The sequence below is a fragment of the Agrobacterium sp. B1(2019) genome, assembly GCF_008274755.1.
GTDB lineage: Bacteria > Pseudomonadota > Alphaproteobacteria > Rhizobiales > Rhizobiaceae > Agrobacterium > Agrobacterium salinitolerans.
In genome coordinates this window covers 477480-492098 of the sequence record NZ_VTPB01000004.1, presented here as the reverse complement: position 1 = coordinate 492098, position 14619 = coordinate 477480, and the positions used below count along the sequence as shown (strand labels likewise).

Here is a 14619-nt window from a genome sequence, read left to right as displayed (position 1 = left end):
CGCCTTGATGGGATATGAACCGGCGACACGTCAATTACTGCCCAACTCGCAGGGACGATCCGGGCCGCTGCGGCCCTGGCCTCAGACGCTCCAAGGGTCCACAAGGACTACCCCTGTTCCCTGGAAATCCTGAATATTCCGTGTCACCACCGCCAGCCCGTGGACAAGCGCCGTGGCGGCAATGATTGCATCAGCTTCATTACGGCGATCTGGTATATGCAAATGGGCGCAACGAGTAGCAACCGCATCATCGACTACGATGGTGCGCTCAGCAAACTCTGGGCGAACCCGACCATCCATCCATGCGCGTAAACGAGAGCCATGCGCAGGGTCGCGGCGCTGAATGCTAAGTATCCCGCGCTCAAGCTCTAAAATTGTTATCGCAGAAATGCACAAATCACGGGCATCGCGCGCACCTATCCAAGCCGTTACATTCGGATCGGCTTTACCGTCGCCCACCTTTCGAAGTTCGGAGACAACGTTTGTATCGAGCAAATATTTCAAGTCAGATCAACTTCGCGCGCTGCTATAATCGATCGAGGAGGATCGAAATCGATGGCCGACAAACCCGGCATTGATAGCGCATCGACAAGATTATGACGTTTCCCTGTCAGACGCTCAAACTCACTGTAAGTCATCAAGACGTGCGATGGCCTGCCCCGATCAGTAATAACGACAGGTCCAGCCTCAGCAGCCTTCTTTGCTCTGCCAACATCGTGGTTCAATTCGCGGCTGGTCAAACTGATGGTACCCATACGAAGCTCCATGTAGAAACGTACCTACATATATGACTCCCGCCGTCAATACGCAATGCCCTCGTGCGAAATTGGGTTCTTGGTCAGGTTTTAGCTCTTGAACGGATTCGAACCGTCGACCATGCGTCGTGGATTGGCTAAGCATTTGCGACACAATTCATTCACGCTCGCTGGCACCGCCCTAACTTGGTTTTGCTGGCTAATCGGAATGATGCGCACCGAAAGAATAATCGACCGAACGGCGGTATCGCTAAGGTCGCCAAGTTGCCGAGAAATCAGCGCAGAGACGGAGAGGAAGGCGCTGCGGATACCGCTGGCATGTGATCGCACACCGCTTTCAAAAGCGAGATTGTCGTCGCTTGAGCAGTTTTCGAAATATCCTCATATCCTTCTCTATGCTGAAGCTTCCCCATGACTGTGCTAGCGAGGCCTGCATCCATTCTCTCTGCGACTGCCAATGCCGCGGCGGCCCTGGTCTTGAATGGCAAGAGAGCTGCGAGAACGTATTCATCGCCGAGTGCCTTGGCGATGCACGCGATATCGAACATGTCACGTGGCTGAAGAGAGTATCCTCGATAATGAACCTTCTTCGCGATGATTTCGCCCGGGGTCTCAAGGTCAACTTCGGCTCCACGTACCGCGACACGGGATGTGGGATCGTTGGTCAGACTGGGAGCGCAAATGAAGTCGATTTCAAGCGGCTAGGGCAAGGGGGTATCCAGCCAGCTGCGAGAATTTCTTGGCAATCTCGAATGCTGTACCGTGGTCGATTTCCATCTCATCGAGAAACTGGTGCTGGAGGTCGGCCTTCACTTCGGAATAGAATGAGAATGCGGAAGCATCGAAATTCTCGACGCTCGCAAAATCCGAAATCTTCGAAGCGAGTTGCTCAGCCGAAAGGTTCGTCCCGTAAGGGGCGTTCACCGTCGACAGAACTTTAATCGCAACGCTAGACATCGTTATCACCACCATTTTTCAATAAGTTATGTAGTACATAGCCGCCGAAAACGCAAGAAACACACCAGACGCATGCCACGGCAATTAATCCGGTTTATTGCAGTTCTTGTGACAAGAGCAGACGAAGCTGCGGCGTTTTTCTTCCCGGTGCATGTCTGCCACACCGGGAAGAGACATTTTGCGGCTCAGAGGCCGGCGCGTGCGAGACCATGCTCGACCAGCCGATCGATGACATCAGGATAGCTGACGCCGCTTGCCGCCATCGCCTTCGCGTACATACCGATATCGGTGAATCCGGGAATTGTGTTCACTTTGTTGATCAAGAAACTCATGTTCTCGGTCAGGAAGAAATCGACGCGCGACATACCTGTTGCATGCGGCGAAGTGGATTTCCGAACTTTGAATGACAAAGGGACAGGCATGCACCTGTCCTTCGCCTTTCGCACGTTGTGTAAATCTACTTCGCCGACAGGTCTTCCATAAAGAACTCATAGTTGTCGGCATTGTTGACGGCTTCATTGGGATTGCCGGCGGCCCGTTTCTGGGCATTTGTCCTGCCATAAGTGTAGTCCTGGGTGCCGGCTACCACATGGGTTAGTTCGTGCAGCAGCGTGCCGGAACGCGAATCTTCACCGGTCAACGGGGCTTTGAAGAATGCGGCGCACAGCCCGATATAGTCCCTTTTGTGGGTTGTCAGGGCAAAAGTGCCGTTGCCGCAGCGTTGTGGTACGCATTCGACGGTGAAGGTTTTCTTGCTTTGCAGAAGATCGCGCACGTCGCCGATTGTGCTTTGCACTCTCGTCAACCGGGTCTGGTTGGCCTTGCCGAACCAAGTCTCGTAAAGTGGCGACGTTTTTTCTACAGTCATGCCGTCAACTGCATTCGCGGCTTTTTTGGCGACCGGCATAATTCTGGCAAATGCCTCTTTCGTCAAGGTACGGTGCTCCTTTGTGCAGTTCGCGTCATATTTCAAATTGGTGGCGTGAGCTTGGCCGGTGACCGCAAGCAGCATGCCCAGAGCCAGGATCGTGAGTGAATTATGGGGATGGATGGATGACATGGGTGATCTCCTTGATGAGAAGTACACTGCTCGCCCGAGACGAGTCGGCCCGGAATTTCCGGTTGGCTTGATGATGTAATGAGGCCGGCGGCAATCACCCTGTCGTCAGTCCTCAATGGTCATGTTCATCGTCGTGCCGCGGATCGTGATAATCCTGTCGCGGTCGAGGGTCGGATAGGATTTGAACGCCGTGTGGTGCTTGTCCCAGGCTATCCACGTGTCGTTCGTGGCCTTCACCATGAAGTCCCGGGCGTCGCCTGGAAATGGCGGCAAGGTGCAATCATAGGGGTTTGTCTTACCGTGCGAAGTCCAACTTTTCGAGGCAAAGACGGTCTTGTCGTCAGTGCTCGCGGCCTCATCCACTTCGTTCCACGTAACGTCGAATTTGGCGGCGTAACCGCCGCGATGGCGAACGGTGATCAGTCGATCAGAAAGCACCTTGCGGTCAACTTCGACATATCGGGTGGTATTTCTGATCTCTGACACCTTCGCCGATTTCAGGTCCGCCACGACATAGGAAATCGGATAGCCGAGATTGTCCTTGGACAAGACAATACCCTTTTCGATGACTTCCCGGATTTTGTCGATTTCGCCCAACAGCAGAGGTGTAGAGCCCTCGCCGGCGCCAAGCACGATCGCCTGAAACGAGGAGACATTGGCGATGCTTTCATATTTGGCCTTGGTTTCGGCACTCACCTCGACACCGCTGGTCGAAACATCAAGCGCTGCTTCGGCATCGTGTTCGCTCACATGCTCGCTTGTCCGCATCTGAACGATCATGATCCTGCCGTAGTCGACGCTGCGCACAAAGCCGGGCGGCTCGGTGCTGTGCATGTTGTTTTTTGACAAGGTCACATTTGCATCAAAGACATCGCCGGCCTCCTGCGGATCCTGCGCGACCACCGTATAGTAGATCTGGCGGAATACCCGGTAGACGATCGTCTCGCTGTCGTTCGAAGACGACTTCAAGTTGGCGGTGGCGCTGTTCTTGCCCCATTGGGCACCGAAACCCAAGGATATGCCGATCTGTTCTTGGGTGTATGATTTATGAGAGCTTGAGAAGGCGCGCATCGGCGGGAAGTAGTCGCCCGTGTCCTTCAGCCAGGTGTTGACGGTCTTTTCGATGGCGATCGACACGGATGTGTAGTCCGGCATTTCGACCCGGAGTTCGCTTCGCTCTTCCAGGCCAGGTAATTCCACCCGCAGGGTCAGGGGTGCCCGGGCAAGGCGATAGGGCGTGGGACGTCCTTCCGCCAGGGTCTGGTCCTGTTTGATCACAGCGCCAGGAAATATCACCCCGGCCGCAGGGTTCAATAGCGCACTCGACTCGATCTTCTGATCGAGATTGATCTCACGCTTACTGCAGATGATAACCGAGCCGGAAGCACGTTCGCGGTTGGGAAATTTGGGCTGGGACGTTGGCTGTAAATCCAGCGCCAGCAGTCTGTCCAAATCATAGTCGAGGCTGTTGATGTAGTCTGTATTCTTCGACATGGCATCCTCCGTTGGTGGCAACGGTGGGATATTCCTTCCGCCACGTCACTTGTGGCAGTGCAGTCCCGTATCAATTGAGGGCAACGCGTATCAATCTGGGTCCGTTTCCGCCAGGGCTGACCTGACGTGGCGCAGCGGGCTACGGCGAAACTCGCCGGGTGTCATGCCGAAGCGCTTGGCAAACTGGCGATTGAAGGTTCGCAGGTCGATGAAGCCATTGCTCAGCGCCAGGGTAGCAATCGGCGTTTGGCTCGGCGCGGTCTGCAACAGTTTGCTCATGCGCTCCAGCCGCGCCATGCGGATAGCACCTGCCACAGTAAGGTCGCGATCGGCGAAACAACGGTAGAGCGTAGCGCGCGAGCAACGAATGCCGTGCGCCACCGAGTCTGCGTCCAGTGTCAGGTCGTTCAGATGCGCGTCGATGTAGCGGGTCGCCGCCACGAACAAGGCACGGCGCGCCATAGGCGCATCGGCAGGGCCGTGTTGCTGATAGACTGAACGCAACGCCCCCAGCGTAAGGTCGGCAACGCTACCGAACACCATGCCTTTTTCCATTGCCGACATCTGCTCGATATGTTCCGCCAGCAATCGCAATTGAGCTATGAGGAAGGGGGCCAGCCGTGACTTATGCAGCGCTTCAACAATCCGCTCTTCCGCCGGCACGTCACCATTGAAGGCTTCCACCAGTGCATTACGGCGCAAGGTTAGGGCAATGGCCATATGATTTGCACGCCAAGCCACACGCGAGGGTTTGGTCGGATCGTAGACGAAAAAATCATTGGAGCCGGCGGTCAGGACCGCACCGGTCGACGTCGCATGCTGGCGCTCGCCTGCTAACGTCAAGCCGATAGCGATGTCGTCATGCGCGCTCGACAGCCCACTCGATGGTAGTCGGCTGCCCGAAATGGCCTCTGAGCGATAGCGGAACAACGTGCCTGTCGGTGTCACCGTGCCGATCGTATCGGCCTTAAAATCCAAGCGTTGCGTATCGTTAGGCGCATCCGGCTCAAAATCATAAAACGCGATATTTGTCCAAGCGTCGTAGCGTTGGCACTGCGCCACCTCTTCGCTGGTCAACGACAATTGGACGCTTTTGCTCGGTACCCCGGCATCAGGGGTCCACTTGCCCTCCGCCGGCGACCACAGCCAGATTTCCGGAGACCAGGCTCGCGGTTTGGAAGAGTCTGATGCGTTATCCGACATGATTTGTTGCATGGCGTCGCCCTGATACGGTCTTTAACCGCCGCCAAGTCATAGAAATCGCAAGGTTGGCATCATCAAGCATGGACATCCGTTTCCCCCAGGCGCTACGCAATCGTCTTCCGTTCGGTGCTCAAGCTTCTGTAATGGCATTCAGAATCACAAACCCCACAACACATGGGAGCACGAATTTCGCCAGCGATGGTCAACACAGGGTTAACCAGGGCAATTACCTTGCTGACTGCACAGTGGACTGTGGTTTCGGAATGGATCGGGGGTAAGGCAATGCGATCCTGCTCTTGATGGGAATCGAACCACCGTTTCCCTAGTCATAATGTCACTCGAGAAAATTTTCGCGCTTTGAGAACAATGGCGCCCCTGATATCTTCATTTCTTCTGGGAATTCCGCCCGCAAGATGGAACCGCTGTCCGATTCCGTGATGAAGAGCGACCGCCCGCCGGGACCTCCGAAGGCGCAATTGGTTGTCCCCAGACCCCGTGGCGACCGAACGACGGCGATAGGTCGGCCAAGCGCATCGTGGACCCACACAAGGCCCATGCCGGTCTGGCAGACGACGACACCGTTTTGCGCTGTCAGTGCCAAGCCGTCCGGCCCCGCCCGGCCACCGGAAAACTGGATGAACAGCCCTGCTTTGTTGACCCGCCCGCTCGCCGACAGTGGCAGACGCCAGACAGCGTTTGCACGCGTCACCGCGAGATAGAGCACATGCTCGTTGATGTCGAGAACCAGCCCATTGGGGCTCGGCACCTTATCGATCAGGCATGTGAGCACACCGGTCTCCGGTTGCCAGCGATATACCCTGCCCGTCGGGTCTTGCAGCCCGGTCTGACCCTGGTCGGTAAAATAAAGCGTTCCGTCGCGGCCGAAATGCAGATCGTTGCAACCCTTGAACCCCTCCGTATCGCAGTCGCGCAGCGCATGGGAAATCTCGCCGGTCTTCGGGTCGAGTTGCATGATTCCGTTCTGGAAGTCGGCGATGAAGATCCGTCCGTCACGATGGATCTTCATCCCGTTCGGCTGCCCCTCATACTCTGCGATCTCTCGAACGTTTCCGGACTGATCACAGCTGAGGATTCGCCCAAAGGGGATATCTACGAACCAGAGGTTACCCTCGCTGTCAAAGGACGGCCCCTCAAGGAAACTGTCGACCGTCTGGCCGCGGCGATTGCGCTCGGCCCAGTAGGACGAAACACCCGTGCGTCTGAGGTCCGCCGGCAGTTCGGCAAACACTTCCGCATCGATGATCACAGGCTCAGGGAAGGGATAAGTGTGGTGCATAGGCATTACCCGATAGTGATCGAGGGCAGAAAGAGCGCGATTTGCGGAAAGGCAATCATCAGCAGCATGAACACCAGTATGATGGCAAAGAACGGCGCCGTTCCCATGATGACGTCTTCCACCTTCACCTCTTTAGAAGAACTGGCGACCACGAACAGGATAACGCCGAGCGGCGGCGTCAACTGTCCAAGCTCGACCAATATCACGACGAAAACCCCGAACCAGACCGGATCGACGCCGAGCGCAAGAAGTGCTGGAAAGATCACGGGAACGATGATTGCAATCATGCCCAGACCTTCCATGAAGCAGCCAAGGATGGCGAAGGTGACCATGATGATCAACAGGAAGGTGAGCCGCGAAACGTTGGCGTCGTTCAGCATTGCGACCAGTTCTTCCCCGACACCGGACAGGGCCGTCGCATAGGCAAAGATCATCGAGGTAAACACGACGAACAGGATGTTGCCGCTCATCGTGGCCGTGCGCCGCAGGGCATCCGTCAAAAGCTGAAGGCTCAGGCGCCGGTAGAACGCGGCGATCGCGATGGCGCCGAGAACGCCGACAGCACCGGCTTCCGTCGGGGTGGCGAAACCGCCGTATATACTGCCGAGCACGATTGCGATCAGCGCCAGGAATGGAACGATATCTAGCAATGCGGCGCCGAGTTCCGGCCAGGTGCTTCGCACCTCGGTCTTAGGTGCGAGTTTCGGATTGATGAGAACGCGTGCAGCAATGAAGGCCATGTAGAAGAGAGCAAGCATAATGCCCGGAACGAGACCCGCAGCGAACAGTCGGGCGATCGATGTCTCCGTGAACGTCGCATAGATGATCATCGTGATCGATGGCGGGATCAGGATGCCGAGCGTGCCGCCTGCCGCAAGCGAGCCTGCGACAAGGCGCTTGTCGTAACCGCGCACCGAAAGCTCCGGCAGCGCCACGGTCGACATGGCCGCGGCAGTTGGAGCACTTCCCCCGGAGATCGCCGCAAAGATGCCGCTCCCTGCAATATTGGTGTGTAACAGGCCGCCTGGCAAACGCCGCGCGAAGGGAGCGACACCGTTATAGAGCCTGCTTGAGAGGCCGGATCCGAGCAGGACCTCTGCCATCAGGACAAAAAGAGGAATGGCTGCCAGCGTGAAGCTGTTCGCAGACCCCCAGCTAACGATGCCCAAGGCCTTCCATCCGACGAAGCCCTTCATCAGCCAAATGTAGAAAAGGCCGGCGCCGGCCACGGCAAACTGGACCCACATGCCGCCGAGGATGAGGCCGATCAGAAGTCCGAAAGCGAGGATTGCGTCCATCAGGATTTACTCTTGAACCTGCCGATGGTCAGCAGGAATTGTTCGATAAGGAAGATGCCGATCACGCCAAAGCCGAGCGGCAGAAGCAATTGAGGGATCCAGAGCGGCGTCCGCAGAACAGTCGGAGCGAATTTGCCGCGACTGAGCGAACTCAGCATCAGGTCGTTGGTTTTCCAGATCAGCACGGCGCAGATGAGCAGCGCCACAATGACAAAGATCCGCGTTATCCAGACTCGCCCGGCTTCCGGCAGCGTGTCGTACAGGAAATGCACCTGAAACAGGCTGCCGCTGCGCATGGCGATGGCCGCACCGAAGAAGGTCAGCATGACGACGCAGTAACCGGTGACCTCTTCGACGAATCCCATCGAATAATTGAATAGACTGCGGGAAAGAGCTTCGCCGGCAACGAGCAACACTAGGATAATCAGCACCGCTGCAGTGGCGAATTTCGCCACCGCAGCCATCATGTCGAAGAAAGAACCGGCTGAAGTCTGCCCGTTATAGTGATCGTCGTGCATCTCACTTACCGATGGCGGTGCGAATGGCCTTCAGGGCTTCCTCGTATTCGGGACCGTTCTCTTTTGCCCAGGCCTCCCAGTACGGAGCGAGCTTTTCGCGGGCTGTCGCGAGATCGCCGTCCGCAAGCTCGCTGATCTTCATGCCCGCATCAGCCTGCGCAGTTTTTTGCACGGTCTCATCCTCGATGAACGCCTTGGTGGTGGCCGGCCCCTCTTCGGCAACGATCTTGCGCAGGATCTGCTGATCCTTCTCGCTTAGCGCATCGAAGGAATCCGTGTTGGCGATGATCATCGAGTTGCCGTAGTTGACGGGGAAGCGGTAGTTGAAGGGAAGGAATTCGTGCCAGTTCTTGGCGCCGCCGGCGCTGGCAGTCAGCACGCCCTCGATCACGCCACGCTCAAGCGCGGTCGGCACTTCGGTCCCGGCAAGCGTGATCGGCGCACCGCCGAAGGCTTCGACGAACTTACCCTGTTCAGGCGAGGTAACTCGGATCTTGTGGCCTTTCATGCCAGCCAGGCTCTTCATGTCGAACGTGGTGAAGATTGTTTGCTCCGGATAGCGATAGCCGCCAAGCAAGGTCACCCCCTGCTGGCCGAAAGCCTTGACCAGGATCGGCTCCATGGCTGCCGTCGCTTTCGCCCACTCGTCGTCGTTCTCGATCAACATCGGCAGATTGAGAACCCGGGCGATAGGTACGCTGCCTGAGAAGAAGAAATCGGCGGCGAAGTTGACGACGTTGTCGCCAACGGCCTGCGTGATGTCGGACGAGGCAATTTGCAGGGTCTTGCCGAGATGCAGCGTCATCGTCAGTTCGCCATCGGTCTCCTTGCCGACGCGTTCAACGATGCGGTTCATGCCCTTCACGGCAGCGGTCGTCGAGACTGCGGAATAGGTGTAGGCGGTCCAGTCTTCAGCCTTGGCCATTGTTGTGGATGCTAAAAGGGCGGCCACTGCGCCCAATGTCGAGAGTTTCATGCGTTTCTCCTCCTGTTCAGTGTCGTCTCTTTAATAGTTGGGCATCAGATGTCCGGGCCTCATTTCCAAGGGTTCTTGTCCCAAATGGCCTGAGCAACGCCATCTTGCTTCCGCGCCAGGTCGGCAAACGCGTCTCCCGCGACGAACGCCATCGGATTTCCCTGTTCGGCCATTGCCTTCTGGAAATCCGGGTTCGCGTTGACGGCTTTTAGCGCATTGCGAAGTTTCTCGGTTATCTCTGCATTTAATCCTGCTGGAGCAACGATGCCGCGCAGAGACGACATTTCGACGTCAAATCCGAGTTCCTTGGCCGTTGGCACGTCGGGACGAAAGGCAGAGCGCTCATCAGAGAGGACGGCAAGCACCCTGATATCATCCTTGAAGCTCGTAGTCTGGCTGAGCGCCATGGTGCCGGCGGCGACATGCCCACCCAGCAGCGCTGTGCGCGCCATGGCAGCGCCTTTAAAGGGAACCAAGGTAAACTCCGCCTTCGCAGCATCCGCCAGCATATTCGCCGCGAAGTGATCATTGCCTCCGAGCGAGGCCAGGCCGAACGTGACGGCGCCAGCATTTTCCTTTGCCGAAGCCATGAGTTCTTCGAGACTTTTAAATTCCGACGAAGCGCTTACGACGACGGTATTTGGATCATCCACGAAATTCGCAAGATAGGTGAAGCTATCCACCCCATATTCTGCCGGCCGGTCCTTGGTGAGTGCGAAGGCTGCAGGCAGGTTGAATGTGCCAAGCGTGTAGCCGTCAGGTTCGGCCTTTGCGACCTCGGTGAAGCCGATCAAACCGCCTGCGCCGGGCATATTCTTCACGATCACAGATGCACCGTCGCCCAGTTCCTTTTCCAGATACTGCGCGACCGTTCGCGCCATCACATCGGTGCCGCCGCCTGCGGAATAACCGACGACAATTTCGATCGGCTTTTCAGGAAACTCGGCAAACGCGGGCGTGAAGGCGAGCGCGCTGATCGCCAGCGTTAGAAGTATCGTTTTCAAGACATAGTCCTCCCTCTGTCTTTGGTAAAAAACTGTTCGTCCAGTCCATAGGAGCGCGACGCGGTCCGCCAAAAAAGATCGTCGCGCTCCTCGGATGACAGCTGGCTCGAAAGGCGTTTGAACGCATTCCACAAGCTGCCGTAGCTATACTGCCCCTTGTCGACAGGAAAATTGCTCTCGAACATGGCGCGTCGCGACCCGAAGCTCTCGAGGCAGTGAGCGAAATAGGGCTCCCAGTCGCGTGCAAGCTGCTCAGAATGCGGGGGCTGCGGCACGTCGGCATAGCGATAGCCGAGAACCGCCAAACCGAAGCCGCCGATCTTGATGCGGGTGTTCGGCAGGTATGCCAATGCCGCGATGGACCTGCGCCAGTCCGCCAGCACCCCCGGGTCGGCAGGCCGGTAAGGCCCCACACCGAGGGGACCGCCGCAATGGTCGATGACCACCGTCAGATCAGGTACGGCCGCAGCTAGATCGAGCACCTCGCCCAGCTGCGTGTGGTATGCCCAGACGTCGAGTGTCAGACCATATTTCGCGAGTGTCCTGGCGCCGTCCAGAAAGGCATCGCTGCGCAGAAGTCCATCGGGCGGCGGGTTCGGGTTCGAGCGCACGGCAGGATCGGCGTGATAGGCGGTCGTGTTGCGGATACCGCGGACCTTGCCGCCACCTGCTTCGATCAATCGGTCCAGGACGTCACGGACCCCGCTGCCCAGTTGGAGATCCGCAAAGGCAACCATGGCCGCAGGATAATTAGGCTGATTTTGACACCATTCCAGGATTGTCTCCACCTCCCCGACCGGCTGTAGGAGTGGCCCGACATCGGCCCTGTAGCCTGTGCGGCATTGGACGTAGATACTCGCGCGGACGTCATGTCCGCACGACACATCGCGCATGAGTTCCGCGGCACCGTATCTCCCGTCAGGTCTCACCCACAAATGGTGGTGCGCATCGAGGATTGGCTGTTCGGGCGCAATGATTTCCTCTTGCACTGTCGATAGCCAGTCTTCTCTCACCACAAAATGCGGGTTGGCCTTCATCTTGCTCAAGCCTTCCCGTCAGCGTTTTTCTTCTTTTGAAGATGACGCTTGATCATCGGCCCTACCACGACCGCTACGGTGGGTGCCACCAGGACGAGGCTCGTCACATTAGCAAACAGGATCGACCAATCGCCACGGCCGATACGCAAGGCAAGCCTCAGGTTTTCTTCAGCGAAGCCACCAAGGATCAGCCCGAGCACGACCGGCGGAAGCGGGAAGTTCAGCTTGTCCATGACATAGCCGATCGCCCCGAAGCCGAGCATGAGATAAACATCAAACATGCGGCCATGGATCGAGTAGACGCCGATCAGCATCAAAACGATGATCACGGATCCAAGCAGCGGTCGCGGCAGGTTCAGAAGGCGTGCGAAGCTGTTGGTGGCGAGCGAACCGCCGAGCAGAACAAGAAGGACGGCTCCGAACAGAAATTGCCACATGAAGCCGAAGACGATGTCCGGATTGTCACGAAACAGCATCGGCCCGGGTTGCAGACCATGGATCAGCAGTCCGCCCAGCATGACAGCGGCGACAGCAGTGCCGGGAATGCCGAGCGTAAGGGCAGGAATGAGCGCGGAAGCTGTGTCGGCGTTGTTCGCCGTTTCGGCGGCAGCCACACCCTCCGGCTCGCCATTACCCCAGGTGTCTGGCGTCTTGCTCGCCCGACGCGCCTCGTTATAGGACATGAAGGCCGCCATTGAGCCGCCGGCGCCGGGCAGGATACCAATCCAGATGCCGATGATGGACGAGCGAATCCAGGTCTTCCAGAAGCGCTTCATGCGCGGAAGTGCACGCCACAGGGGCTCTGTTCCCAGTTTGCCGCTGCTGACGCTGTCGGTCTTGAGCGGCACTTCCAGGAGGTCGATCACCGGCGGCAGAGCGTAGAGGCCAACCAGAAGAATGACGATGTTGATACCATCAAGTAGTTCTAGCTGGCCGAAGGTGAAACGGTCTGTGCCGAAGATCGGGTCGGAACCGATGACCGACACGAAAACCCCGAAACAAGCACTGATCAGACCCTTAATGGCGCTGCCGCCAAGCAGGAAGATGATGCTGGCGAGACCGAAGACCGCGACCCAGAAAACTTCCGAGGGGCCGAAGAGTAACGTCACCTTCGACAGCGGGGGCGCTAGCAGCATGAGTGCGATCGCACTTGCGATCCCGCCAATCGAAGAGGATACGACGGCCACCTGGAGGGCAAAGCCGCCCTCGCCTTTCTGGGCCATTGGATAGCCGTCGAATGTGGTTGCGACCGCCGCCGGCGTACCGGGAATGCGCAAAAGTACGGCGGGTATGGCACCACCATACATCGCGCCATTATAGATACCGGCCATCAGGCCGAGAGCGACCAGCGGCTCCAGGCCAAAGGTAAAGGGTACCAGCACCGAGATCGCCATTGTAGCGCTCAGACCAGGCATGGCGCCGACGATGATTCCGGCGATCACGCCGATGATCACCGCGGCAAAATTGGTGAAGCTCAGGACTTCGGGAAGGGCGTGCAGAAGTTCGTAGTACATGGCTGCTTACCTTGCCCACACGATGCCGACGGGAAACTGCTGGGCCATCGCGAAGTCGAAGACCACGTAAATGGCACCTACGACGATAACAGTCGCAGCCAGTAGCCCCGGGAGGCTTCGGTAACCGAAGGCGTAAGCGACGAGCGGGATCGTGATGGCGGTTGCCGGATAGAAGCCAATGAGGCCCGTTGCGACCATATAGCCGGTGATGAGAAGGAAGGCGCTTGCGACACGTGAGGGCGCTTGCATCATCGGCTTCGCCACATCGCCGTTCGCGGCTTTGCGCTGATCCTTGATCAGGAGGGCGAGCGATAACACCATAAGGCCGACGAGCATTGCGACCGGAAGAAGGGCGGAAATCGCCTTGAGTTCGAGCGCAGGGACAAGGAATGTACCGGCGACGATGAGTATACCGACGGCAGTCAAGGTCTCCGGGCGGGTCAAACGAGAGGGACGGGTTTCGGACATGATCCGGCTCCATTCAAAGATGCAGGAACGGCACGCGGCTTGGAACCGCGCGCCTGTGACGGATCAGTTCCAGGGCGTGGTTTCCCACACGCCCTTCGCCAGGTCATGGATGTCCTTGGTCATCGCCTTGAAGTCGTCGCCGGTGACGACTTCCACGGGATTGGCCGTATTCTTCATGGCCTTCAGAAACTCCGGATCGTCCTTGAGTTTGGCAAACGCATCCATCAGCTTGGTTCGTGCGTCATCCGGCAGACCGGCCGGTGCAATGAATCCACGCATGGCGCCATTGACCAGGTCGAGCCCCTGCTCCTTGAAGGTTGGCATGTCAGGAGCGAACTGCGAGCGCTTGTCGAGCGCAACGCCCAGCACGTTGAGCTGGTCCTGAAACTCGGCCACTTCCGAGATATTGAGGATGCCCATCGCGACATGTCCGCCAAGCAGCGCAGTGCGCGCAGGCGCAGAGCCTTTGAAGGGAACAATTGTGAACTCCGTCTTCAGCAGATTCTGCAACTTGATCAGGGCAAAGTGGTCGTCACCGCCGAGGCTCGACATCCCGACCGTGATTGCACCGGGATTGGCCTTCGCTTCGGTGATCAGCTTGTCGAGTGTATCAAAACCACTTGCCTTGGAGGTGACGATGACATTGGGATCGTTCACCACATTGGCAAGGTAGGTAAAGCCGTCGACATCGTAGTCGGCCTTGCGGTCGATTGTACGAGCCATCATGCCGGGAAGATTGAAAGTACCGAGTGTATAGCCGTCCGGCGTCGCGTGGGCCGCCTCGGTCACGCCGATCTGCCCGCTGGCACCAGGTACGTTCTTAATGACAAGGCTTGCGCCGTTACCGAGATACTTCTCGATGAACGGCGCAACCGTCCGCGCCATCACGTCCGTGCCTCCACCGGCCTCAAAACCCACGATTACCTCGATCGGCTTCTTCGGGTAGTCAGCGGCAATAACCGGGCACGCCGTCAGCATGGCAGCCGCTGCGAGCGCGGTCGTCTTCTTGATCAAGTTCAACATGGTAGTTTCCTCCTC

15 protein-coding genes and 1 pseudogene are annotated in these 14619 nt (G+C 57.6%); all 16 read right to left on the bottom strand.

Features of this window, described 5'->3' with window-relative positions:
- Positions 1-81: 81 nt before the first annotated feature.
- The 16 genes and pseudogenes from AGR1_RS26510 to AGR1_RS26425 all read right to left on the bottom strand — a co-directional run bounded on the left by AGR1_RS26510 (position 82) and on the right by AGR1_RS26425 (position 14604).
- On the bottom strand, positions 82-504 hold the full coding sequence (locus tag AGR1_RS26510) for a type II toxin-antitoxin system VapC family toxin (protein WP_149148830.1): 423 nt from the start codon (positions 502-504) through the stop codon (positions 82-84).
- On the bottom strand, positions 501-755 hold the full coding sequence (locus AGR1_RS26505) for a type II toxin-antitoxin system Phd/YefM family antitoxin (protein ID WP_149148930.1): 255 nt from the start codon (positions 753-755) through the stop codon (positions 501-503). Before AGR1_RS26505 ends, AGR1_RS26510 begins: the two co-directional genes overlap by 4 nt.
- Positions 756-1448: 693 nt before the next feature.
- Positions 1449-1712 carry a hypothetical protein gene (locus AGR1_RS26490; RefSeq protein ID WP_149148928.1) on the bottom strand — a complete coding sequence of 88 codons (264 nt, stop codon included), beginning with the start codon at positions 1710-1712 and terminating at the stop codon, positions 1449-1451.
- 185 nt (positions 1713-1897) lie between these two features.
- Positions 1898-2080: pseudogene (locus tag AGR1_RS26485) on the bottom strand (D-alanine--D-alanine ligase A); the annotation flags it as partial.
- Positions 2081-2169: 89 nt separating this feature from the next.
- Entirely contained in the window at positions 2170-2772 is a 603-nt protein-coding gene (locus AGR1_RS26480) for a M35 family metallo-endopeptidase (protein ID WP_149148927.1), read from the bottom strand.
- Between the two features lie 105 nt (positions 2773-2877).
- Positions 2878-4287 (bottom strand): thiol-activated cytolysin family protein, encoded by a 1410-nt coding sequence (locus AGR1_RS26475; RefSeq protein WP_149148926.1) that lies wholly within the window; start codon positions 4285-4287, stop codon positions 2878-2880.
- Between the two features lie 69 nt (positions 4288-4356).
- Positions 4357-5481 (bottom strand): helix-turn-helix domain-containing protein, encoded by a 1125-nt coding sequence (locus tag AGR1_RS26470; RefSeq protein WP_149148925.1) that lies wholly within the window; start codon positions 5479-5481, stop codon positions 4357-4359.
- Between the two features lie 322 nt (positions 5482-5803).
- Entirely contained in the window at positions 5804-6766 is a 963-nt protein-coding gene (locus tag AGR1_RS26465; RefSeq protein ID WP_149148924.1) for an SMP-30/gluconolactonase/LRE family protein, read from the bottom strand.
- A gap of 5 nt (positions 6767-6771) precedes the next feature.
- Positions 6772-8064, bottom strand: coding sequence for a TRAP transporter large permease (locus AGR1_RS26460; RefSeq protein ID WP_149148923.1), 1293 nt, complete (start codon positions 8062-8064; stop codon positions 6772-6774).
- Complete coding sequence (locus tag AGR1_RS26455; RefSeq protein ID WP_149148922.1) at positions 8064-8582, bottom strand: TRAP transporter small permease; 519 nt, start codon at positions 8580-8582, stop codon at positions 8064-8066. The genes AGR1_RS26460 and AGR1_RS26455 overlap by 1 nt, the downstream gene beginning before the upstream one ends.
- Position 8583: 1 nt before the next feature.
- Positions 8584-9558 carry a TRAP transporter substrate-binding protein DctP gene (gene dctP, locus AGR1_RS26450; protein ID WP_149148921.1) on the bottom strand — a complete coding sequence of 325 codons (975 nt, stop codon included), beginning with the start codon at positions 9556-9558 and terminating at the stop codon, positions 8584-8586.
- 59 nt (positions 9559-9617) lie between these two features.
- Positions 9618-10634, bottom strand: a complete 1017-nt coding sequence (locus tag AGR1_RS26445; protein ID WP_210248762.1) for a tripartite tricarboxylate transporter substrate binding protein — start codon at positions 10632-10634, stop codon at positions 9618-9620.
- Positions 10559-11599, bottom strand: a complete 1041-nt coding sequence (locus AGR1_RS26440; RefSeq protein ID WP_149148973.1) for an amidohydrolase family protein — start codon at positions 11597-11599, stop codon at positions 10559-10561. The genes AGR1_RS26445 and AGR1_RS26440 overlap by 76 nt, the downstream gene beginning before the upstream one ends.
- Positions 11600-11604: 5 nt before the next feature.
- Complete coding sequence (locus tag AGR1_RS26435; protein ID WP_149148920.1) at positions 11605-13113, bottom strand: tripartite tricarboxylate transporter permease; 1509 nt, start codon at positions 13111-13113, stop codon at positions 11605-11607.
- Between the two features lie 6 nt (positions 13114-13119).
- Entirely contained in the window at positions 13120-13581 is a 462-nt protein-coding gene (locus AGR1_RS26430; RefSeq protein WP_149148919.1) for a tripartite tricarboxylate transporter TctB family protein, read from the bottom strand.
- A gap of 63 nt (positions 13582-13644) precedes the next feature.
- Complete coding sequence (locus tag AGR1_RS26425) at positions 13645-14604, bottom strand: tripartite tricarboxylate transporter substrate binding protein (protein WP_149148918.1); 960 nt, start codon at positions 14602-14604, stop codon at positions 13645-13647.
- Positions 14605-14619 lie beyond the last annotated feature (15 nt).